This window comes from Arthrobacter sp. MYb224 (assembly GCF_002975455.1).
In the GTDB taxonomy this organism is placed as follows: domain Bacteria; phylum Actinomycetota; class Actinomycetes; order Actinomycetales; family Micrococcaceae; genus Glutamicibacter.
Genome location: NZ_PCPU01000001.1, coordinates 230,617 through 251,302, shown reverse-complemented (window position 1 = coordinate 251,302; position 20,686 = coordinate 230,617). Strand labels below are relative to the sequence as shown.

Genomic DNA, 20,686 nt, shown 5'->3' with positions numbered 1-20,686 from the left:
TATAGCGCTTGGTCACGTAACGTCGCAACTAAAAACAATCGGTCGGTCAGACCAGATAGAGTAAAAAGGTGACTTCAACTAGCCCCGAACTTCGTCTTTTCACCTCGGAATCCGTCACCGAGGGACACCCAGACAAGATTTGCGACCAGATCTCGGATGCAATCCTCGACGCCATGCTGGCGCAGGATCCGAACTCCAAGGTTGCTGTCGAAACGCTGACCACCACCGGACTGGTGCATGTGGCCGGCGAGGTAACCACCAACGGTTATGTCGAGATCCCCGAGATCGTGCGCAGCACCATTCTGGATATCGGATATGACTCCTCGGCCAACGGCTTCGACGGCGCCCGCTGCGGCGTGTCGGTCTCCATCGGCCAGCAGTCCCAGGAAATCCACGACGGCGTGTTCAACTCGCTGGAATCCCGTGAGGGAACCGCCGAAGGCCCGCGCGACCTGCAGGGCGCCGGCGACCAGGGCCTGATGTTCGGCTACGCCTCGGATGAAACCGACTCGCTGATGCCAACCCCGATCTTCCTCGCCCACCGCCTCTCCGAGCGGTTGACCCAGGTGCGCAAGAACGGACGCATGCCGTTGCTGCGCCCGGACGGCAAGACCCAGGTGACCATCGGCTACGACGGGGATACCCCGGTCTCGGTGGATACCGTGGTGGTTTCCAGCCAGCACGCCGCCGAGTACGAGCTGGAGACCCTGAAAGCCGATCTCGCCGAAGAGGTGGTTGCGCCGATTCTGGAGCGCGCCAATCTGGATACCTCGAATGTGAAAATCATTCTGAACCCTTCGGGCCCGTTCGTCATCGGCGGTCCGGTGGGCGACGCCGGGTTGACCGGCCGCAAGATCATCGTGGACACCTACGGCGGTTTCGCTCGCCACGGCGGCGGCGCGTTCTCCGGCAAGGACCCCTCGAAGGTTGACCGTTCGGCGGCCTACGCGATGCGCTGGGTAGCCAAGAACGTCGTCGCAGCGGGCCTGGCCCGCCGCGCCGAGGTGCAGGTGGCCTACGCGATTGGCGTGGCACGTCCGGTGGGGCTCTACGTGGAGACCTTCGGCAGCGAAACCGTTGACCCGGCCAAGATCACCCACGCCATCAACGAGATCTTCGACCTGCGCCCGCTGGGCATTATCGAAGACCTGGACCTGTTGCGTCCGATCTACCGCAAGACCGCCGCGCACGGCCACTTCGGCCGCGACGACAACGATTTCACTTGGGAGCGTCTGGACCGCGTGGACGCGTTGCGCAACTGGTTCAACGCCTAGGAACCATGTGCAGCAGGATGCCCTGATCTCAGCACCCGAGCCGGCCCGCATCAAACGGGTTGCTCGGGTGCTGATTGATTCTTCGGTCCCGCACCTGGACCGGCTCTTCGACTACGAGATCCCGCCCTCGATGGTCCAAGGCGCGATGGTGGGTGCGCGCGTCAAGGTGCCCTTCGGCCCGCAGCAGCTGCCCGGATTCATCACCGAAATCCTCGAAGACCATCCCTCGCCTATCAAGCTGAAGGCGCTGGCGAAACTGGTCAGCGACCAGGTCGTATTGCACCGTGCGGTCTTCGAGGTCGCCGAGCTGGTGGCCAACCGCTATGCCGGCACCGTGTGGGATGTGGTGCGCCTAGCGGTGCCGCCGCGCGCCGCGAAGGTGGAAAAAGAAGAGCTGCTCGACCAGTTGCCCACCCTGCCCGAATCACCGAATCAGCTGGAGCACTACGAGCAGGGCGCCCAAGCGCTGCAAGCCTGGGCCAACGGGGACACGCTGCGGGCGGTGGCCACCTGGGTGCCGAACTTCTTTGGCTCCTGGCCAGGATTCCTGCTTGATGCCTGCCGTCCGGTGCTGGCGCGCAAGGAACGGGTCCTGCTCTTGGTGCCCGACGCCAGCGACCTGGAACGCCTAGCCGAGCATCTGGACGAGCACTATGGCAAGGACTGCTATGCGCGTCTGCAGGCCGATGACGGGCCCACTCCGCGCTACCGGAATTTCTTGCGCGCCATCGGCGGCCACGTGCACATCGTGATCGGCACGCGTTCGGCTGCCCAATGCCATGTGCCGGATCTTGGGCTGATCGTGTTGTGGCAGGACTCGGACCAATCCCATCGCGAGCAACGCGCGCCCTACCAGCATGCGCGCGAGGTGGCGCTGCTGCGCAGCACGCATGGAAACTGCTCGTTGCTGATCGCGTCGCCGTCACGTTCGGTGGAGGCCCAACGCCTGGTCGCCACCGGCTGGGCCATCGAGTTGAAGATGCCGCGCGAGATTTTGCGCGCACACACCGCCCGCGTGGTGGCGACCACCAACGATTTTGAACTGGAACGAGATCCGGTGCTGGCCCGGGCCCGGATCCCGTCCCTTGCCTGGCGTGAGGCCACCAAGGCCCTGGAAAGCGGACCGGTGCTGGTCCAGGTGGCCCGCACCGGGTTCATGCCCGCCTTGGCCTGCCAGGACTGCCGCACGCTCGCGCGCTGCCCGCAATGCCAAGGTCCGCTGCAACTGGGCGGCTCCGGTCATCATGTGGCCTGCAAATGGTGCGGAGAGCAGTACCGCGAGTACCGGTGCGCAGAGTGCAATTCACCGCGCATCCGAGCCGCCAGCATCGGCGCCGACCGCACCGCCGACGAGTTGGGTCTCGCCTTCCCGAAGGTGCCGGTGATTTCATCCACCGGCGCGAAGCCGGTGCGCCGGCTGAGCGACAAGCCGGCGCTTGTCGTCGCCACACCGGGGGTCGAACCCTTCGTGGAAGCCGGATACCGTGCGGTGCTCCTCTTGGACGCCGACAAGATGATGGCCCATGACTCCTTGCGCAACACCGAAGAGGTACTCAGCCGCTGGTTCACCGCAGCCTCCCTGGCCAGGAGCTCCGGGGTCGTGGTGCTCACCGGGACGCCGAGCCCTGCCGGGGCCGCGCTGGTCCGGTACGACCCGGCGAGCTTTGCCGAGCGGGAGCTGGGGGAGCGGCGTGAACTTGGCCTGCCCCCAGCGGTGCGCAGCGCCGTGATCTCCGGCCCCGGGGCCGAACGGTTGATCGCCGCGCTGGACCCGGCAATGCGCGAACGGCTTCAGATCCATGGGCCGACCATTATCGACGGGCCACCGATCGAACACCGCTATGTGGTCTTCTACTCCTACGCCGAGGGCGCGGCGGTGACCTCGACGCTGCGCGCCCTGCGCGCGCGGATGTCCGCGGCCAAGGATCCGGTGGTCAATATCGCGGTGGATCCCGACGAGGTGCTCTGATCGACGCCTAGGCGTCGATCCGGGCCAGGAACTTGGTGATCGCCGCGGCGGTCTCGGGTGCTTTTTCGTAGTGGATCAGGTGCCCGACGTCTTCGAGCATCACCAGTTCGGCTTGGGTGAAGCTCGTCCGCAAGGCTTCCTGGGTTTGCGCAGTGCCCAGCTCATCGAGCATGCCGCCAACCAGCAACGCCGGGATGCCGATGGCCCGGGCGTACCCGCCCACCGTGCAGCTGATCGATGCCTGGTAGGACTGGGCCAGGGTGTCGCGCGAATGGAAGCCGCCGAAGTAGGCGCGGTGCTGCTCGCGCACGTACGCGCGCATCGCCGGATCCTTGCTTTTGGTCATGACCAGGCTCATCGCATCGGAGAAGAGCCTCGAGCGGAGCACCGCCTCGCCTAGGGGCGCAGGGAGTTTGGCGCACAGCGTGTAGTAGCAGCCGGTGAGCTTGGCGATGAAGGCTTGGGAGGATTCGAGGGCCAACTCGGAGATGGGATTGAGCAGCAGCAAGGCGGAAAAGTTGCGTTGCGTGGCGAGTTTGGCGGCGACCAGCGAGCCGAAGGAATGCCCGAGCAAGATGCTGTGCGCAGGCAGCCGAAGTTCGTCGGCCAGGTCGTTGAGCGCCAGGGCATAGCCGTCGACGTCGTGGGCCAGCTGCATCGAGGTGGATTCGCCGAACCCCGGCAGATCCGGCACGATGATCGTATATTGCGGCAGCTGCTCGATGATCCGGGTCAGTCCGTGATGATCCCCGCGGAATCCATGGATCGCAAAGATGACCCCGGCGCTGCTTGCGGTGCTGGCCGGATAGCTGAAGACCCTGGTTCTCGAGCCGTGCAGGGCGTGGGTGGTAACCAATTCGGTGCGTGGGCTCATAATTTCAAGCCTACCCGTCCAAGAGGGCCATGGCGGTGCCCTCGTCTATGACCAGTTCGGTGATCAGCCCGCCATTGAGTGCGCCGCGAACGGCGTTGATCTTGCCTCGGCCAGCTACCACGCAGAAGCGCCGTGGCACCTGGCGCAGCGCGGCGAGGGTGGGGCCTGTAGCGCGGGCATTGATCTCGATTTCCGCGTCATTTCCATGCTTGTCGAAGAACACGGTGGCGACGTCACCCACCACGCCCTTCTCTCGCAGTTGCTTTGTTTCGGCTTCGCTCAGGTAGCCGCCGCGGTACACCTGGGAGGCGAGTTTTGAGTCGGCCGCGCCGAGCGAGAAGACTGCCAGATTCATTTCCTCCTGAATATTCAGCACGCGTCGCACGGAAGTTTCCTGCCACATCGCCTCCCGCGTGCTGGCCTTGTCGAAGAAGGCCGGGACCGGGAACTGTTCGGTGCGCGCGGTGAAGGCCTGGCCGAAGCGGGTGAGGATTTCGCTTGCATAGCGCACCCCGCTGGACACCGGGTTGGCGGCCCCATTCAATTGGACGACCACCGAATCATGGGTGGGGTGGCTGTTCAACGCGGCGGAAACCGCTTGCATGGTTTGCCCCCAGGCCACACCAACGGTCATCGATGAGGAGACCATGGTGCCCAGCAGGTAGGCCGCGTGCGCCGAAACGCGTTGGAGGAGTTCGGTATCATCCATCGAACCGTCGGTAGGCACCAAATGCACGCTGATCCCGTATTGCTCGGTAAGCTGATTGCCGAGCAGCGCGGACATATTTGCGGAAGGGTTGATCTTCACCGACACCATGCCGGTGCGTTTGGCGTGGGCGAGCAGGCGGGAGACCGTGGAGCGCGAAACCCCGAGCTCACGGGCGATCACCTCCATTTTGATGTCCTGCAGGTAATACAGCTGGGCCGCACGCAGCGCATCCTTCGCCTTGGGGCTGGCTTGCACGGATGTGCCAGGATTTGGCAGTTTGTACGGACCGGAGCTGGGGGATATCTGCATCAATGGGACCATTTCTGCACGTTTGTGCATTTCGTTTGACCGTTTCGTTCCATGGTGACCAGACTAACTGTTGACACGTACCAATCGTCAATAAAGGGGCATGTAATCGTGAATCGGGACCAGCTAGAGCAACTACGTGCACGGCCAAAGGCGCGCGTGCTCGTTGTCGGCGGCGGCATTAATGGCGTAGCAACTTTCCGCTACCTGGCGATGCAGGGAATCGATGTGGCGCTCGTGGAACGCGGGGACTACTGCCAGGGCGCCTCGGGCGCCAGCTCGCATATGATCCACGGTGGCATCCGCTACCTGGAAAACGGAGAGTTCCGTCTGGTCCACGAATCGGTGCAGGAACGCAACTCCCTCCTGGAAATCGCACCGCACTATGTGAAACCGCTGCAGACCACGATCCCGATCTTCTCCACCTTCTCCGGCATGCTCAGCGCTCCGATGCGCTTCTTGAGCCACAAGTCGGGAAAGCCTACCGAACGAGGTGCGGCGCTCATCAAGGCCGGCCTGATCATGTATGACGTCTTCGCCGGCATCGGCGGACGCAATACCCCATGGCACAACTTCAAGGGAGCCAAGGCCGCCCGCAAGGATCTGCCCGCTTTGCGCGACGATGTGAAGTACACCGCCACCTACTTCGATGCCTCGGTGCACAACCCCGAGCGGCTCACCCTGGACGTCTTGCGCGACGGCCTGAAGGCCAGCGACCAAGCGCGCGCCTCGAACTACGTGGAGCTTGCCGGAGTTGAATCGGGAACCGCGAAATTGCGCGATGTGCTCACCGGCGCGGAATTCGATTTCGACGCCGAGGTCATCATCAATGCCACCGGCGCCTGGGTCGACCTGACCAACGCGGAGCTTGGCAAGGAAACCAAGTGGACCGGTGGCACCAAGGGCTCGCACATCGTGCTGGACCACCCGGAACTGCTTGCCGCCACCGGCGGGCGTGAGATCTTCTTCGAAAACGAAGACGGCCGCATCGTGCTGATCTACCCGATGCTCGGCCGCGTCCTGGTGGGCACCACCGACTTGGAACACGATATGCGTGATCCTGCGGTGTGCACCGAGGAGGAAGTGGACTACTTCTTCGACCTGATCCAGCAGGTCTTCCCGCGGATCGCCGTGGCTAAGGAAGATATCGTCTACAAATTCTCCGGCGTGCGTCCGCTGCCAAATCACGACGATACCGCTCCTGGCTTCGTCTCGCGCGATTACCAGGTGAAGGAAACCCGCCTGACCGATAGCACGACGATGCTCTCGCTGATCGGCGGCAAATGGACCACCTTCCGCGCGCTGGCCGAGAACCTCGGGGGCAAGGCGCTGGATTTCCTGGGCGAAAGCGCGAAGGTCAGCACCGAAGGTGTGGCCATCGGCGGCGGCAAGAACTTCCCGAAGAACGACGGCGAGCTTGCCGCCTGGTATGCCGCCCGCGAGCAACGTGCACCGCATTCACGCCTGCGCGTGTTGCTTGAGCGCTACGGCACCGGGGCAGACAACGTGCTGGAGCAGCTCGGTCAGCACGAGCAGCTCCTGGAGCACAGCAGTGAACTGTCCGTGGAAGAACTTGCCTACCTGGTTGAGCATGAGCAGGTGGGCCGCCTGATTGACGTGTTCATCCGGCGCACCAACCTCGCCTTCCGCGGGTTAGTCACCAAAAATTTGGTCATCGAGGTCGCCTCGCACCTCGTGACACCAATGGGCTGGGATCAGTCCCAGACCGAAGCCGAGATCGACCATTCGCTCTCGGTACTTGCAGATAGCCATGGGGTCATCCTCGCGTAACCTGCACCGGCCGGCGGCAGGTTGCCGTCGGCCTACGAAATCACTAAGAGGTCAACGTTGTCCACTCACGTGTTTCTTGCCGAACTAGCCGGCACATTCATTCTCCTACTCATGGGCGGCGGTGTCTGCGCCAACGTCGCGTTGAAAGGCACCCTCGGTAGCGCCGCCGGATGGCTTGCCATCAGCTTCGGCTGGGGCCTAGGCGTCTACTGCGGTGTCTGGATCGCCGGTATTTCAGGTGCTCACCTGAACCCTGCGGTGACCCTGGGCTTGATGATCAACCCAGATATCACCGAATACGCACCGGGCGTCGCAATCACCTTCGCCAACACCATGCTCTACTTCCTGGCGCAGCTCGTTGGTGCCTTCCTTGGCGCCGTTGGCGTCTGGCTGGCCTACAAAAAGCACCTCGATGACAAGCAGAACGCCGGCAATCAGCTTGGCGTCTTCGCCACCGGTCCGGCGATCCGCTCCTATGGCTGGAACGTCGTCACCGAGGTATTCGGCACGTTTGTGCTCGTCTTCGTCATCGCCGGTCTGGGAAAGACCCCGCACCAGCTCGGCCCGCTAGCGGTCGCACTGCTCGTGGTGGCCATCGGCCTGTCCCTCGGTGGAGCTACCGGCTACGCCATCAACCCAACCCGAGACCTCGGTCCGCGACTGGCACACGCTATCCTTCCTATCAAGGGCAAGGGATCTTCCGACTGGGCCTACTCCTGGGTGCCCATCACCGGTCCGGTCATCGGTGGTCTACTCGGCGGCGTCGCTGCCGGCCTGCTGTTCTAGAAAGAGAGATGTGAATCATGAGTGAAAAATATATCATCGCCATTGACCAGGGAACGACCAGTTCCCGAGCCATCGTCTTCGATCATGCAGGCGAGGTTGTCTCGGTAGGCCAGCTGGAGCACGAACAGATTTTCCCGGCCGCAGGTTGGGTTGAGCACGACGCAGCGGAAATCTGGAACAACACCCGCGAGGTCATCGGCCAGGCCCTGTCCAAGCAAAACCTGACCCGCCACGACATCGAAGTTGTCGGCATCACCAACCAGCGCGAAACCGCTGTGGTCTGGGACAAGAACACCGGCAAGCCGGTGTACAACGCGATTGTCTGGCAAGACACCCGCACCCAGGACATCGTCGACGAGTTGGCCAAGGATGGGGGAATCGACCGCTACAAGGACCGCGTCGGCTTGCCACTGGCCACGTATTTCTCCGGAACCAAGATCAAGTGGATCCTGGACAACGTCGAAGGCGCGCGGGAGCGTGCCGAAGCCGGCGACCTGCTCTTCGGCACCACCGATTCGTGGGTGCTGTGGAACCTGACCGGCGGCGTGGACGGCGGCGTGCACGTCACCGACGTGACTAACGCTTCGCGCACCCTGTTCATGGATCTGAAGACCCTGACCTGGGATGAGCAGATTTTGGCGGACTTCGGTGTGCCAGCTTCGATGATGCCCGAGATCCGCTCCTCTTCCGAGGTTTATGGCACCGTGGCAGGCAATCAGCTGCTGCGCGAAGTACCCGTGGCCGGCATCCTGGGCGACCAGCAGGCAGCTACCTTCGGCCAGGCCGCCTTCACCGCCGGTACTGCGAAGAACACCTACGGCACCGGTTGCTTCTTGATCTTCAACACCGGCACCGAGATCGTGCATTCCTCCAACGGCTTGCTCACCACCATGGCCTATAAGCTGGGCGATGCCGCACCGGTCTATGCTTTGGAAGGCTCGATTGCCGTGGCCGGTTCGCTGGTGCAGTGGTTGCGTGACAATATCGGCATGATCGCCACGGCTCCGGAGATTGAAGAGCTGGCGGCCAAGGTGGAGGACAACGGCGGGGTCTACATCGTCCCGGCGTTCTCCGGCCTGTTCGCCCCGTACTGGCGTGCCGAGGCTCGAGGCGCCATTGTGGGTCTGACCCGCTTCGCGAATAAGAACCATATTGCCCGCGCGGCGCTGGAGGCCACCGCCTTCCAGACCCGCGAGGTGCTTGATGCGGTCAACGCCGATGCCGAGGTGCCTCTGACCGAACTGAAGGTCGACGGTGGCATGGTTGCCAACGAGAGCCTGATGCAGTTCCAGGCGGACATCCTAGGTGTTCCGGTGGTCCGTCCAAAGGTTACCGAAACCACCGCATTGGGCGCCGCATATGCCGCAGGCCTGGCCGTGGGCTTCTGGAAGGGCCTGGGCGAACTGGAAACCAACTGGTCCGAGGACAAGCGTTGGGAACCGGCCATGGGTGAAGAAGAGCGCGAGCGCAGCCTGCGCCTTTGGAAGAAGGCAGTGACTCGCACCTTCGATTGGGTGGATGAGGACACGAAGGCCTAACTCGGCCGCGCCGCCCTCGACCTTGTCGATGGGCCGATAGCAGCGGACCCCGAATCAACTGATGATCGTTGATTCGGGGTCCGCTGTCGTTAACCCTCGGCGCCGGGACATCACTCGTCGTTCTCCGGTGGCTCCGGACCGGCTACATCGGGGTCGGGCGCATCACCGAGCTGCAGCGCGTCCCAATAGGTGTTGCGCCGCGGTTTCTGCTCCGGGTCCAGATGCGCAGGCAGGATGACGTGCGGCAAGCCGTCGACGTCCACGATCTTAAGCTGCCCGAGATGGCGGCTATGGTGGCTATCGGGGCAGACCGCCGCCCCGGATTTAACACTTGTGGTGCCACCCTCGGCCCAGGGCAGCTTATAGTGATCGATCTCCACGTGATCGGGAGCCGTGGTGCAGCCGGGCACAATGCATCCGCGATCTCGCGCCAGCACACCCATCCGCACGTAGCCCTCGTGGTAGCGTCTGGATCTTCCCATGTCCAGGGGTTGGCTGTTGCCGCCGAGCACCACGGGGATCACGTTGGCATTGGCGAGAGCCCGTCTGAGCTCGCCGGGAGGGAGCCGAACGCCGTTGGAAGTAGTCCCATAAGCGCGGTCCAGATTCTGCAGATCGCTGAGCCACATGTAGACAATGAATCGCGGGATGACCGCCTTGGCCTTGCCGCCTGCGGGGGTGGCGAGAATCGCCATGAGCGCGTTGAGCCGGCGCAGTGCGACGCTGACCTCCTCGCGGTCGGCGGCAACTTCTGCGTTGGCCAGGATGTTCTTCCCGGGCGTTGCTTCAGCATCGTCCGCTGGCAGCTCGGGTTTGGCTCCGGAGGGTTCTTCCGCTGCGCGGGCCCAGGCGGGCATGGGGTTTTCGGTGCGCAACCATGTTGGTGCTCCGGCTGTTGGCTCCTCGGCGGTGCCGGACCGGTCGATAGATTCGGCGGATTCCGCCGCCCGGGCAGCCGTTGGCTCGGTGGCGGGCTGATCGGCTGCTTCGGTGCTGCCATCGGGCTGCACGGGGGTCCGGGCTGCCTGGCCGGCCTTGGTGCGCGGGGCGCTGGCCTGCACGGCGATCGAACGGATCAGCTGGGCCTGCGTGGCTAGGGTGCGAAGAGTGAATTCGTGCACGCCTTGGACCACCGGGCCGATGAACAGCCCGAGCTTCGGTGGGAGCTTGTCGCCTTTGAGCTGCTTGTAGAGACTGATCCGGGAGCTGATGTCTTTGCGTGCTTCATCTGGCCCCAGGCTCCGCAGTGACTCGGCGGCATGCTCCTCCAGGAAGCGGCCGTCGGTGCCGCGCGCCTTCAGCTCGGTGGGCACGCCGTCGAAGGTGGTGTCGGTCGCTTCGAGCTTCTCCAGGCGACGTGCGGTGGCTGCGATGCTGCGGCGGTCGGCGCCGCCCTTGGCATAGACCTCGGCCAGCTGGGCGAAGCGCGGCTCGCAGATCGTGCCCTGCGGCGTACGGCGGCCGATGAGCAGGTGGGCATCGTCGATACGGCGTTGGGCCTCGAAGTAGTTCAGTCCGAGCCAGGCAGCGAGCAGATCGCCGGTGCTCTGATAGCAGGTGCGTCCGGCGGCTAGTTCGGGCTGCGCCTCGAAGCTGCAGGTGCCGTCGCGCAGCCCGTCGTAGGTTTCCAGACTGAGCGCGTGCGCGCCGCTGGCCTCTGCATCCAGTGCGGTGGTGAGCTGGGCGAGGTGGACCTGTTGGGAGAACTTCTCGACCAGATCCGCATGGGCCAGGACCAGGCGCGGGTCGCGGGTCTGGTGGACCAGCTGGCCGATGGCGGTGAACAAGGCCAGACAGAGGATCCCCAGGCGCACGAGCATGGCACCGGTGAGGTGCGCCCCGAGCTGAAGCGGGGCCCTGCACAGGGTGTGCAGCGCTGAGATGAGTGCTGGCGTGTTCATGCCTCCATGATTGCGCCAGATCGGCCCTGCGCCGCGGCTTCGTCCGCGGGTTGTGGATAGCCTGGCGGAATATTTCTTGCGCCGGCCTTGGGCGCGATGGAAAACCCCGGCATTTCGAATCCAGCGGGGAGCGCCTGGGCCGGAGGCATGCGGGAAGTTGAGCTGGCCGGCGGGAATGCAAACGGGAGTGTGGTCCGCGTGGGGCGCACGGTTCGCAAACCTGCGGGGCCTTCGGCGGACTCGGTCCTCCGGTATTTACGGCATCTGCAGGGACACGGAATTGCGCTGCCCGAACATTTGGGTTTCGACGAGCGCGGGCGTCAAGTCCTCGAATTCGTCCCGGGTCCACTCGCGATGCAGCAGCCAAAGCCCGGCCCGGAGCAGTTGGCCCGCATCGGTGGCATGGTCCGGGCCATTCACGATGCGAGCGGTGACTTCGCGCCCCGGCGCGGCGAGGTCTTCGACAGCCCGATCGCGGCTCCGGGAGCCGATCTGGTGTGCCACAACGATCTGGCCCCGTGGAATCTGGTGATGGGGGAGCGCTGGGTGCTCATCGACCGGGATGCTGGCGCGCCGAGTACCAGATTGGGGGACTTGGCCTATGCCGCGCAGGCTTTTCGCGCAATGACCCGGCGGATCTCAGCGCGTTCCTCGACGGCTACCAGGCCGCTGCCCGCCATGATCGAACGGGTTGGCGCCATGCACGGGCTGCTGGAATCGTCGAATATCCGCGGCATCGAACCGTGGGGATCCATGTATGCCGACGGGCATGGGGATCATTGGGCTGCGGTGCGCGCATATTTGCAACGCCACCGGCTGGCCCTCTCCGCGGCGCTCGAGCGGCACTACGCCTAGCGCGGCACGGCTCGACGCGGTGCCGGCCGGCGGCCGGGGAAGCGGTCATGGGGCATGCCGTTTTTGCCGTGGCGCAGCTGGCGCTTCATCGATGCACCTCTGCGGCGGGAACTGCGATAGAATCGCTGTATGCATTTTCAGCGCGACCTAGTCTAAGAGCGGCCTGCGGCCGTACCCCCGAGTGGATATTTGGGGGCTTTTGTTGTGTCTGGAGACAATACCAAGTTTTTCCGTCAGGAAATTTTTCCGCAAGTTTGTGAGACGAGCTCAGTGACATCATCGACGAACGAGACCAGAACCTACGACTTCAAGGACCTCGAGTCCAAGTGGCTACCGGTTTGGGATGAACTAGAAGTGTTCAAGCCCGCCGACGATGGCACCCGTGAACGTCGCTACGTGCTGGATATGTTCCCCTACCCCTCCGGAGACCTGCACATGGGCCACGCGGAGGCCTTTGCCATGGGCGATGTTGTCGCACGCTACTGGCGCCTGCGTGGCTTTGACGTCATGCACCCGATCGGCTGGGACTCCTTCGGCCTGCCGGCGGAGAACGCCGCGATCAAGCGCAATGCGCACCCGGCCGAGTGGACCTACAAGAACATCGACACCCAGGCCGAGAGCTTCAAGCGCTACGCCATCTCCGCGGACTGGGACCGCCGGCTGCACACCTCGGATCCGGAGTACTACCGCTGGACGCAGTGGCTGTTCAACAAGTTCTACGAAAAGGGCCTGGCCTACCGCAAGGACCACCCGGTCAACTGGTGCCCGAAGGACCAGACCGTGCTGGCCAACGAGCAGGTAGTCAACGGCGCCTGCGAACGCTGCGGCACCGCCGTGACCAAGAAGTCGCTGAACCAGTGGTACTTCAAGATCACCGAGTACGCCGACCGCCTGCTCGAGGACATGGATGCGCTCAAGGGCCACTGGCCCGAGCGCGTGCTGCTGATGCAGAAGAACTGGATCGGCCGTTCCGAAGGCGCCCAGGTCACCTTCCAGATCGAAGCCCACGAGCAACTGGCCGAGGTGCAGATCCCGGTCTTCACCACCCGCCCGGACACCCTCTACGGGGCGACCTTCATGGTGGTCGCCGCGGATGCCGCGCTGGCCAACGAGCTGGTCACCGAGCAGCAGCGCGAAGCGCTGGAAGCCTACCAGGAGCAGGTCAAGACGCTCTCGGAAATCGAACGCCAGTCCAGCGAGCGCGAGAAGACCGGCGTGTTCACCGGCCGCTACGCGATCAACCCGCTCTCGGGCGAGAAGCTGCCGGTCTGGGCGGCGGACTACGTGCTGGCCGACTACGGCACCGGCGCGATCATGGCCGTGCCCGCGCACGACCAGCGCGACCTGGACTTCGCCCGCACCTTCGACCTGCCGGTGCGCGTGGTCGTGGAGACCGGCGAAGAGGACCCGGCCGTGTCGGGAACCGCCACCGCCGGCGAGGGCAAGCTGGTCAACTCCGGTGAGCTGACCGGGCTGGACAAGACCGAAGCGGTCGCCAAGGCGATCGAAATCGTGGAAGCCGCCGGCACCGGCGAACACACGGTCAACTACCGGCTGCGCGACTGGCTGCTGAGCCGCCAGCGCTTCTGGGGCACCCCGATCCCGATCATCCACTGTGCCGAATGCGGCGAGGTCCCGGTACCCGATGACCAGCTGCCGGTGCGCCTGCCCGATAACCTGCGCGGCGAGCAGCTGGCGCCGAAGGGCACCAGCCCGCTGGCCGCCGTGGCGGAATGGGTCAACGTGCCCTGCCCGAAGTGCGGGGCGGACGCCAAGCGCGACACCGACACCATGGACACCTTCGTGGACTCCTCCTGGTACTTCCTACGCTTCGTCTCCCCGAACTACACCGAGGGCCCCTTCGACCCGCAGGCGGTCCGCGACTGGATGCCGGTAGGCCAGTATGTCGGCGGCGTCGAGCACGCGATCCTGCACCTGCTCTACTCGCGCTTCTTCACCAAGGTCATCCACGACCTGGGCCTGATCGACGCGACCGAGCCGTTCAGCGCGCTGCTGAACCAGGGCCAGGTGCTCAACGGCGGCAAGGCCATGAGCAAGTCCCTGGGCAACGGCGTGGACCTCGGCGAGCAGCTGGACAAGTTCGGCGTCGACGCGGTGCGGCTGACCATGATCTTCGCCTCCCCGCCGGAGGACGACGTGGACTGGGCCGATGTGTCCCCAAGCGGTTCGCAGAAGTTCCTGGCCCGCGCCTGGCGCATCGCCCAGGACGTCACCAGCGCACAGGACGTGGACTACACCACCGGTGAGAAGGCGCTGCGCCAGGTCACCCACCGCACCGTGCACGAGGCAGCCGCGCTGCTGGATTCGGGCAAGTTCAACGTGGTGATCGCCAAGACCATGGAATTGGTCAACGCGGCGCGCAAGACCATCGATTCGGGAGCCGGCGCCGCCGACCCGGCCGTCCGCGAGGCGGCCACCGTCACCGCCCAGCTGCTGAGCATGTTCGCCCCCTACACCGCCGAGGACATGTGGGCCGAGCTCGGCTACGCACCGAGCGTCGTGAACAGCGCCTGGCCGGAGGTCGATGAGTCGCTGCTGGTTGACGATACCGTCACCGCCGTGGTCCAGATCAAGGGCAAGGTCCGCGCACGCCTGGAAGTTCCGATCGACATTTCCGAGGATGACCTGCGCGAGCAGGCCTTGGCCCATGAGACGGTGATTCGCATGCTCGACGGCAAGGAGCCGTTGAAGGTCATCGTCCGTGCGCCGAAGCTCGTGAATGTGGTTCCGGCACCGTAAGCTCAAGGCATGAACGAACGCACCAAGGGCCCACGCGCGGGCTGGCTGCCTAAATGGCTGGCCCCGCGTGGGCTTGCGCGTACCCGAATCGGCGTGGTCACCGACTCCGCCGCCTGCCTGCCAGCACAATTGCTGGACAGCGAAGACTTCGCCTGCCTGGGAATCCCGATCATCGTGGACAACCACGTGCACGGCGAAGATCTGAACGCCCTGATGATGGGCCTGGCCATGGGAAAATCAGTCAAGACCTCGCGTCCGGCGCCCGGAGAATTCGCCCGGGCCTACCGGGAGCTGGCCGCCGCCGGTTGCGAGTCGATCATCTCCATTCACCTCTCCGGGCAGCTTTCCGGGACGGTGGAGGCCGCGCGCCTGGCCGCCGCCGACATCAAAATCCCGGTGCAGGTCATCGATTCGCGCACCGTCGCGATGCCCCAGGGCTTTGCGGTCACCGACGTGCTGGCCGCGCGCGATGCCGGAGCCCCGCTGGAAATGCTCGAGCAGATCGCCCGCGGCGCGGCGCGGAATTCCGTCTACTTCGCCGTGCCGAGCCTGGAGCAGCTGCGCCGCGGGGGACGGATCAGCACCATCTCTTCGGTGCTGGGCAACCTGCTGAACGTCAAACCGATCCTGAGCATCGACGCGGGTGTGATCCAGCCCATCGAAAAGCCGCGCTCCTTCGCCCGGGCCCAGGCGCGGCTGGTGGCGCTTGGCGCCCAGGCTGCTACCGCGGCCCAAGGGCCGGTACGCATCGGCGTCATGCACTTCGGCGCGGCCGAACTTGCCACCGAGATCGCCAACGAGCTCGCGCCGCTCAGCGCGCAGCAGGTGCTGATCGAATCCCTGCCGGCGGTGCTCGCGGCGCATACCGGCATCGGGGTGCTCGCCGTGGCCGTGGGACCGCTGAATCCACAATCCGAGCCGGAGGACACCCTCCCTTCGTAGTAGTGGCGCAAACTATCGGCCATGGGGCGCCACGACTTCTTCAGTAAATTTGCGCCACGGCCGACCAGGTTGCGCTTCGCCGTGTCGCGGGTCGCTGCCCTCGTGCTGGTCCTCGTGGTCCTGGCCTGGGTGGCCTTCTCGATCATCTTCTCGCCTCCGCCGGCGGCCGAAGAGCTGGATTCCATTCCGCTGGTGGCCGACCCCGAACACCCGGCCGCCACCGAACCGCTGGCTACGCTCACCGTGCATGTGGTCGGGGCCGTGAAAAAGCCCGGCGTCTACGAGCTTCCCGATGGTTCGCGGATCACCGATGCGATCGAAGCAGCCGGCGGGATGAGCAAAAAAGCCCGCCCGGAGCTATTGAATTTGGCGGCCAAACTCGCCGACGGGCAGCAGATCATCCTGCCCGGAACTAGTGATGCCTCGGCAACTCCGGGCGCACCGCAAGCCCAAGGACCAAACGCGAAGATCTCGCTGAACCAGGCCGATGCGCAGACCCTGCAGACCCTGCCGGGCATCGGCCCAGCACTAGCCAAACGCATTATCGACTTCCGGGACAAAAATGGCCCGTTCACCAGCGTCGCGGAACTCGACGCTGTCTCTGGAATAGGCCCGGTGCTCTTGGGGGAGCTCTCGGAATTGGTGATCCAATGAAGACGGACTTCCGCGGGCTTTGGATCTTGGCCGGGGCCTGGGTGACCGCATACCTGCAACCGCCGCTGCTGGGCACCATCATCGTGCTGCTGCTCTTCCTCGGGGGCTTCGCGCTGCTGCTGCGCCGGCGCCACGATGCTCCCTCCTCGGCTCCCTGGTTCAGCGGACCGCTGCTGCTGCTCCTGGCCTCGATCAGCATCAGCTTCGCCGCCCTGGGGCAGAACGACTGCCAGCTGCCCGAGGGAGCAGAACAGCAGCGGCGGGTCATCGTGGCCTTTAACGATCCGCCGCGCCTCGGCGAAGACGGAACGAACAAGGGCATTGCGCAGATCGGAGAATATTGGCACCAGGAGCAGTGGGTTGCTTGCCCCATTCCGATATATCTGAGCATGCCCTACCCGCTGGAAACCGGCGCGGATAGTTTCGAAACAATTCTGGACCTGCAATCTACCGGGGCAAAAGGTGCATTCCACTGGTGGGCTCGGGCACAGAGCGAACCGGTGGTGAAGACCTGGCAGGAACCGACACCGGCAGATCACTTGAAAACCAGATTCGCGTCGAGCCTGAAAGAACTACCCGACGAGGCCCGCGGGCTCCTTCCGGGCATGCTCTACGGGGACCGCTCGGGGCAGGGCGAAGAACTCTCCGCGGCAATGAAAGACAGCGGGCTGAGCCACCTCACCGCCGTCAGCGGGTCAAACGTGGCGTTGCTCGGTGCCATGGTGCTGGTGATCCTCAGGCTTTGCGCCGTGCCCAGGGTGCTGGCCGCGCTGCTGGGCATCGGCTTCCTGGCCTTATTCATCTGGTTCGTGGGCCCTGACCCGAGTGTGCTCCGCGCCGGATTAATGGGAATCATCGCAACAATCTCGCTCATGCTGGGCCGCGGGCGCGGGTCCTTGGGCATCTTGAGCCTGTCGGGGACCATTTTGCTGCTGATCGATCCGTCGCTAGCAGTGGAACCGGCCTTCGCCTTATCCGTACTGGCCACCTTGGGCATCATCGTACTGACACCGGCCCTCACCGACATCCTTTCACGCCTCTTCCCGTCGTGGTTTGCGCAATTGACGGCAATTTGCTGCGCCGCGCAATTCACCTGTCTGCCGGTGATCATCGCCTTGAACTCAAATTTCAGCCTGTACTCGCTGCCGGCCAACCTCTTGGTCGCACCATTGCTGCCCCTGATCACCAGCATGGGGGTGATCAGCCTGCTGTGCTGTACTCCATTGCCGGCGGTCACCGACATCTTGTTATGGGTGCCTGGCCTTCCGGCGGGATGGATTGGAAAGCTCGCGCTCTGGGTAGTCGAGCTGCCCGGTGCCGCACGTTCATGGCCTCCTTGGATTGCCGGCATCTCTCTCGCAGTGGGATTCTCGGTGGTGTTCGCCGTCCTGCTGCTGAGCACCTATGAAAGCGAGCACGCGAGTATTCATCGGCTGGCCGGCGCCGGATTGGCGGTGCTCGTGGTGCTCCTCGTGTCGCTGGTGCTCCCGGCGACCCTGTTCTACCGTCCGGCGATCCCGGTGACCTGGAATATCGCGATGTGCGATGTCGGCCAGGGTGACGCGTTCGTGATTCGTAGTGGTCCCGCTGAGGGGTGGCTCTTGGACGCCGGACCCACGGATGGGGGCGTGGCTGACTGCGTGAATCAGCTGGGAATCAAAAAGTTATCCAAGGTTTTCATCACGCATGAACACGCCGATCATCTTGGCGGGATCGCCGCGGTGGAAGGGACGGGATTACAAATCGATCAGCGTCTGGTTTCGACCGGCTTCGACCCTAGCCGCTGGGCCGAGACCACAGTGCTCAAACCGGGGGATAGCGGTGGCACGGACGCCGTGCACTACCGGGTGATCGGGCCAAATGACATCCGTGCGCGTTATGCCGAACCCAATGACACCTCCTTGGTGATCGTTTTCGACTTTCTTGTCCAAGGGCAGGTGCTGAGCTTCTTTACCGCCGGAGACCTGGAGGAAGCAGCGATGCATCAGCTGCTGGCCGAGCTGCCGCAACCTCCGGTCCAGGTGCTCAAGGCTTCGCATCACGGCGCGCGCAATGGCGGCACGGAAATCATTGAAACCCTGCGGCCGCAGGTCCTTTTGATATCTGCCGGAAAAGACAATTCCTATGGTCATCCGCATCAAGAAATACTCGATGCCGCGCGAGCCACCGGCGCGCGCGTGATCAGATCCGACCTCGAGGGTACGGTTCTGCTCACATTCGAACCGGACAAGGTGCTCGCCACAGCGATCGGGCCTGCAGTTCGGTAGGATCGAGTTAACGCACGACGCATGAAGGAGCTCGATGGCACGCGCGCAAGCATCTCCGGGAATTTCTTGGCGGGATTTAACACCCCAACCCTTGATTCTGCTGACCGGATCCGAACAATATCTGGCTTCGCGCGCCTTCGAGCTGTTGCGCAGCCAAGCTGCTACGCGCGAGGACATCCAGCATACTCGGCTCAACGCGGCCAGCTACGAGCCAGGCGAACTGTTGCTGGCCACGAGCTCCTCGTTGTTTTCCAGCGCGAACCTCGTCGAGGTACACGACCTGGCATCAATGAACGAGTACTTCCTCAAAGATGCCTTGAATTATCTGAAGGATCAGGCACCGGAGAATGTGCTGATCATGCACCACTCCGGGGGTACCCGCGGCAAGAAATTACTGGATGCCATAAAGGCCGCCGGCGCGTTGCTCGTCAATTGCCAGCCGATTAAACGCGACGCCGAGAAAATCGACTTTGTGCAGGCCGAATTCAAGTCAGCCAAGCGCCGGATCACCAATGACGCGGTGAAGTCACTAGTCGCCGCGGTTGGCAATTCCTTGGCAGAGCTTGGATCCAGCTGTCACCAGCTGATTCAGGACACCACCGGAACCATCGATCAAGAGGTGGTCGATCGGTACTATGGTGGCCGTATCGAAGCGACGGCCTTCAAAGTGGCGGACGCCGCCTTGGCCGGAAATGCGCAATTGGCCTTGACCACGTTGCGCCACTCCCTGGATACCGGAACAGATCCAATTCCCATCGTCGCGACCTTGGCGATGAAGATCCGTCAGTTGGCGAAGGTGCTCGGAGTCAACGAGCCGGCGGCGTCCTTGGCCTCCGAGCTGGGCATGGCGCCGTGGCAGGTTCAGGCAGCGCAGCAGCAAGCACGCGGTTGGAAACGCGCTGATGTCGCGCAATGCATTGAGAACATCGCCCAAACAGATCGCATGGTCAAAGGCGGCGGGCGGTCACCAGGCTATGCCTTGGAACGTGCGATCTTATTTATTGCTTCCAAAGCACCGCAGCGATAGCTCGGCTTGCCTGGCACCTAGCTTTCGTTCCGCTTGGGATCGGTGGAACGGGCCAGTTCTTCGTAGAGCGTCCAAAAATCCACCATGGCGCGCGGCTTGCCGGCGAGCAGATCTTCCAGATACCGCAGATGAGTATGCCAACCGATCAGGTAGTCGGCGGCCTTATCCGCTAACCCCCGGTGTTCGAGGTGCAACCCGGTGCTGGATTCTCGCCCGGTAAGTTCGATCCGCAACTCCGAGGGCTCTTCGTCGGGGAACTTCCAGGACATGGCCAAGAGCTTGAGCGGATCAATTCCTCGCACCTGTGAGGTGCAGGGGTAATTCGGTGCGTGTTCGACCGTGACTACTTCACCGGAGCGAAAGGTCCCAGAGACCAGCGTCCCGAGCCACCCCGATAACGGCGCGGACTCGGTCAGCGCGTGCCACACCTGGTCTGCCGTGGCTGGCATTTCCCAATGGTGCAGGACACGTCCTGCGAAAATATTTACTGATCTACCGACTAATGGCATAGCTGAACACTAGCGCAGTGCCGCAGGGCAGAGAAGCGGTGCTTAAAGCACAAGATCCCCGAAACCCAAGGGCTTCGAGGATCTTGCTGAAGTTTAGCGTTGCTTAGAGGGCGTTAACCTTCTTGGCAATGGCCGACTTACGGTTAGCAGCATTCTTCTTGTGAAGAACACCCTTGCTAACAGCCTTGTCGAGCTTCTTGCCAGCCAGACGCAATGCGTCAGTTGCCTTATCCTTGTCACCGGCGGCAATTGCGTCGTTGACGTTACGGACCACGGTCTTAACTTCCGAGCGGACTGCTACGTTACGCAGACGAGCCTTTTCGTTGGTAAGGTTACGCTTCTTCTGGGACTTGATGTTTGCCACTTTAATAAACTCTCTCGTTTATTGCGAAATACGGTCGGTAGAGGGTTCATCCTTCGGGCCATCGACTGAGCGGTGTGGGGCACCTATGGCGACCCAAAGGGGGCGTGTCACCCAACCTGCGTGACACACAAGAATTAACTCTAGCAGAACGCCGCGGCAA

At 63.5% G+C, this 20,686-nt stretch carries 16 protein-coding genes; 11 read left to right on the top strand and 5 right to left on the bottom strand.

All coding sequences use genetic code 11. The annotated features are described in order from the left end of the window. Window positions 1–68: 68 nt before the first annotated feature. Together metK and CQ017_RS01195 are read left to right on the top strand one after the other, a co-directional pair. Window positions 69–1,274 carry a methionine adenosyltransferase gene (gene metK / locus CQ017_RS01200; RefSeq protein ID WP_105552147.1) on the top strand — a complete coding sequence of 402 codons (1,206 nt, stop codon included), beginning with the start codon at window positions 69–71 and terminating at the stop codon, window positions 1,272–1,274. Between the two features lie 7 nt (window positions 1,275–1,281). Then, window positions 1,282–3,243: a primosomal protein PriA gene (locus tag CQ017_RS01195; protein ID WP_105552146.1), complete on the top strand. Its 1,962-nt coding sequence runs from the start codon at window positions 1,282–1,284 to the stop codon at window positions 3,241–3,243. Between the two features lie 7 nt (window positions 3,244–3,250). On the opposite strand, the gene CQ017_RS01190 is transcribed toward CQ017_RS01195, so the two are convergent. Then, complete coding sequence (locus CQ017_RS01190) at window positions 3,251–4,117, bottom strand: alpha/beta fold hydrolase (RefSeq protein ID WP_105552145.1); 867 nt, start codon at window positions 4,115–4,117, stop codon at window positions 3,251–3,253. A gap of 10 nt (window positions 4,118–4,127) precedes the next feature. Then, a complete protein-coding gene (locus tag CQ017_RS01185; RefSeq protein WP_258133446.1) occupies window positions 4,128–5,147 on the bottom strand; it encodes a sugar-binding transcriptional regulator in 1,020 nt (339 codons plus the stop codon). A 96-nt stretch (window positions 5,148–5,243) separates the two neighbouring features. On the opposite strand from CQ017_RS01185, the gene CQ017_RS01180 reads away from it, so the two are divergent. The 3 genes from CQ017_RS01180 to glpK are packed head-to-tail and all read left to right on the top strand — an operon-like array spanning window position 5,244 to window position 9,247. Further along, a complete protein-coding gene (locus CQ017_RS01180) occupies window positions 5,244–6,923 on the top strand; it encodes a glycerol-3-phosphate dehydrogenase/oxidase (protein ID WP_258133445.1) in 1,680 nt (559 codons plus the stop codon). Between the two features lie 57 nt (window positions 6,924–6,980). Continuing rightward, window positions 6,981–7,709 carry an MIP/aquaporin family protein gene (locus CQ017_RS01175; protein WP_105552143.1) on the top strand — a complete coding sequence of 243 codons (729 nt, stop codon included), beginning with the start codon at window positions 6,981–6,983 and terminating at the stop codon, window positions 7,707–7,709. A 17-nt stretch (window positions 7,710–7,726) separates the two neighbouring features. Beyond that, window positions 7,727–9,247 (top strand): glycerol kinase GlpK, encoded by a 1,521-nt coding sequence (gene glpK, locus CQ017_RS01170; RefSeq protein ID WP_105552142.1) that lies wholly within the window; start codon window positions 7,727–7,729, stop codon window positions 9,245–9,247. A gap of 110 nt (window positions 9,248–9,357) precedes the next feature. Here the strand turns inward: glpK and CQ017_RS01165 are convergent, their stop codons facing one another. After that, entirely contained in the window at window positions 9,358–11,148 is a 1,791-nt protein-coding gene (locus CQ017_RS01165; RefSeq protein ID WP_105552141.1) for an HNH endonuclease signature motif containing protein, read from the bottom strand. A 96-nt stretch (window positions 11,149–11,244) separates the two neighbouring features. Between CQ017_RS01165 and CQ017_RS01160 the strand changes: the two genes are divergently transcribed. The 6 genes from CQ017_RS01160 (at window position 11,245) to holA (ending at window position 19,653) form a co-directional block, all read left to right on the top strand. Then, window positions 11,245–12,003, top strand: coding sequence for a phosphotransferase (locus CQ017_RS01160; RefSeq protein ID WP_258133444.1), 759 nt, complete (start codon window positions 11,245–11,247; stop codon window positions 12,001–12,003). Window positions 12,004–12,243: 240 nt separating this feature from the next. Next, window positions 12,244–14,763, top strand: coding sequence for a leucine--tRNA ligase (gene leuS / locus CQ017_RS01155; RefSeq protein ID WP_105552487.1), 2,520 nt, complete (start codon window positions 12,244–12,246; stop codon window positions 14,761–14,763). 9 nt (window positions 14,764–14,772) lie between these two features. Continuing rightward, window positions 14,773–15,705 (top strand): DegV family protein, encoded by a 933-nt coding sequence (locus CQ017_RS01150; protein ID WP_096284752.1) that lies wholly within the window; start codon window positions 14,773–14,775, stop codon window positions 15,703–15,705. Window positions 15,706–15,726: 21 nt separating this feature from the next. Beyond that, window positions 15,727–16,359 carry a ComEA family DNA-binding protein gene (locus tag CQ017_RS01145; RefSeq protein WP_105552140.1) on the top strand — a complete coding sequence of 211 codons (633 nt, stop codon included), beginning with the start codon at window positions 15,727–15,729 and terminating at the stop codon, window positions 16,357–16,359. Continuing rightward, window positions 16,356–18,626, top strand: a complete 2,271-nt coding sequence (locus CQ017_RS01140; protein WP_105552139.1) for a ComEC/Rec2 family competence protein — start codon at window positions 16,356–16,358, stop codon at window positions 18,624–18,626. Before CQ017_RS01145 ends, CQ017_RS01140 begins: the two co-directional genes overlap by 4 nt. 34 nt (window positions 18,627–18,660) lie before the next feature. Further along, the gene (gene holA / locus CQ017_RS01135; protein ID WP_105552138.1) at window positions 18,661–19,653 is read left to right on the top strand and encodes a DNA polymerase III subunit delta; all 993 of its coding nucleotides are present in this window, start codon (window positions 18,661–18,663) and stop codon (window positions 19,651–19,653) included. 17 nt (window positions 19,654–19,670) lie between these two features. Here the strand turns inward: holA and CQ017_RS01130 are convergent, their stop codons facing one another. Then, window positions 19,671–20,102, bottom strand: coding sequence for an SRPBCC domain-containing protein (locus tag CQ017_RS01130; protein ID WP_181148245.1), 432 nt, complete (start codon window positions 20,100–20,102; stop codon window positions 19,671–19,673). 163 nt (window positions 20,103–20,265) lie between these two features. Further along, complete coding sequence (gene rpsT / locus CQ017_RS01125) at window positions 20,266–20,526, bottom strand: 30S ribosomal protein S20 (RefSeq protein ID WP_096284742.1); 261 nt, start codon at window positions 20,524–20,526, stop codon at window positions 20,266–20,268. Between the last annotated feature and the right edge of the window lie 160 nt (window positions 20,527–20,686).

Excerpts from the sequence above, each read along its gene's own strand:
- CQ017_RS01190 (WP_105552145.1), bottom strand. The coding sequence starts at position 4,117 with ATGAGCCCACGCACCGAATTGGTTACCACCCACGCCCTGCACGGCTCG.
- CQ017_RS01185 (WP_258133446.1), bottom strand. The coding sequence starts at position 5,147 with ATGGTCCCATTGATGCAGATATCCCCCAGCTCCGGTCCGTACAAACTG.
- glpK (WP_105552142.1), top strand. The coding sequence starts at position 7,727 with ATGAGTGAAAAATATATCATCGCCATTGACCAGGGAACGACCAGTTCC.
- CQ017_RS01165 (WP_105552141.1), bottom strand. The coding sequence starts at position 11,148 with ATGAACACGCCAGCACTCATCTCAGCGCTGCACACCCTGTGCAGGGCC.
- CQ017_RS01160 (WP_258133444.1), top strand. The coding sequence starts at position 11,245 with ATGGAAAACCCCGGCATTTCGAATCCAGCGGGGAGCGCCTGGGCCGGA.
- CQ017_RS01150 (WP_096284752.1), top strand. The coding sequence starts at position 14,773 with ATGAACGAACGCACCAAGGGCCCACGCGCGGGCTGGCTGCCTAAATGG.
- CQ017_RS01145 (WP_105552140.1), top strand. The coding sequence starts at position 15,727 with ATGGGGCGCCACGACTTCTTCAGTAAATTTGCGCCACGGCCGACCAGG.
- CQ017_RS01140 (WP_105552139.1), top strand. The coding sequence starts at position 16,356 with ATGAAGACGGACTTCCGCGGGCTTTGGATCTTGGCCGGGGCCTGGGTG.
- holA (WP_105552138.1), top strand. The coding sequence starts at position 18,661 with ATGGCACGCGCGCAAGCATCTCCGGGAATTTCTTGGCGGGATTTAACA.
- CQ017_RS01130 (WP_181148245.1), bottom strand. The coding sequence starts at position 20,102 with ATGCCAGCCACGGCAGACCAGGTGTGGCACGCGCTGACCGAGTCCGCG.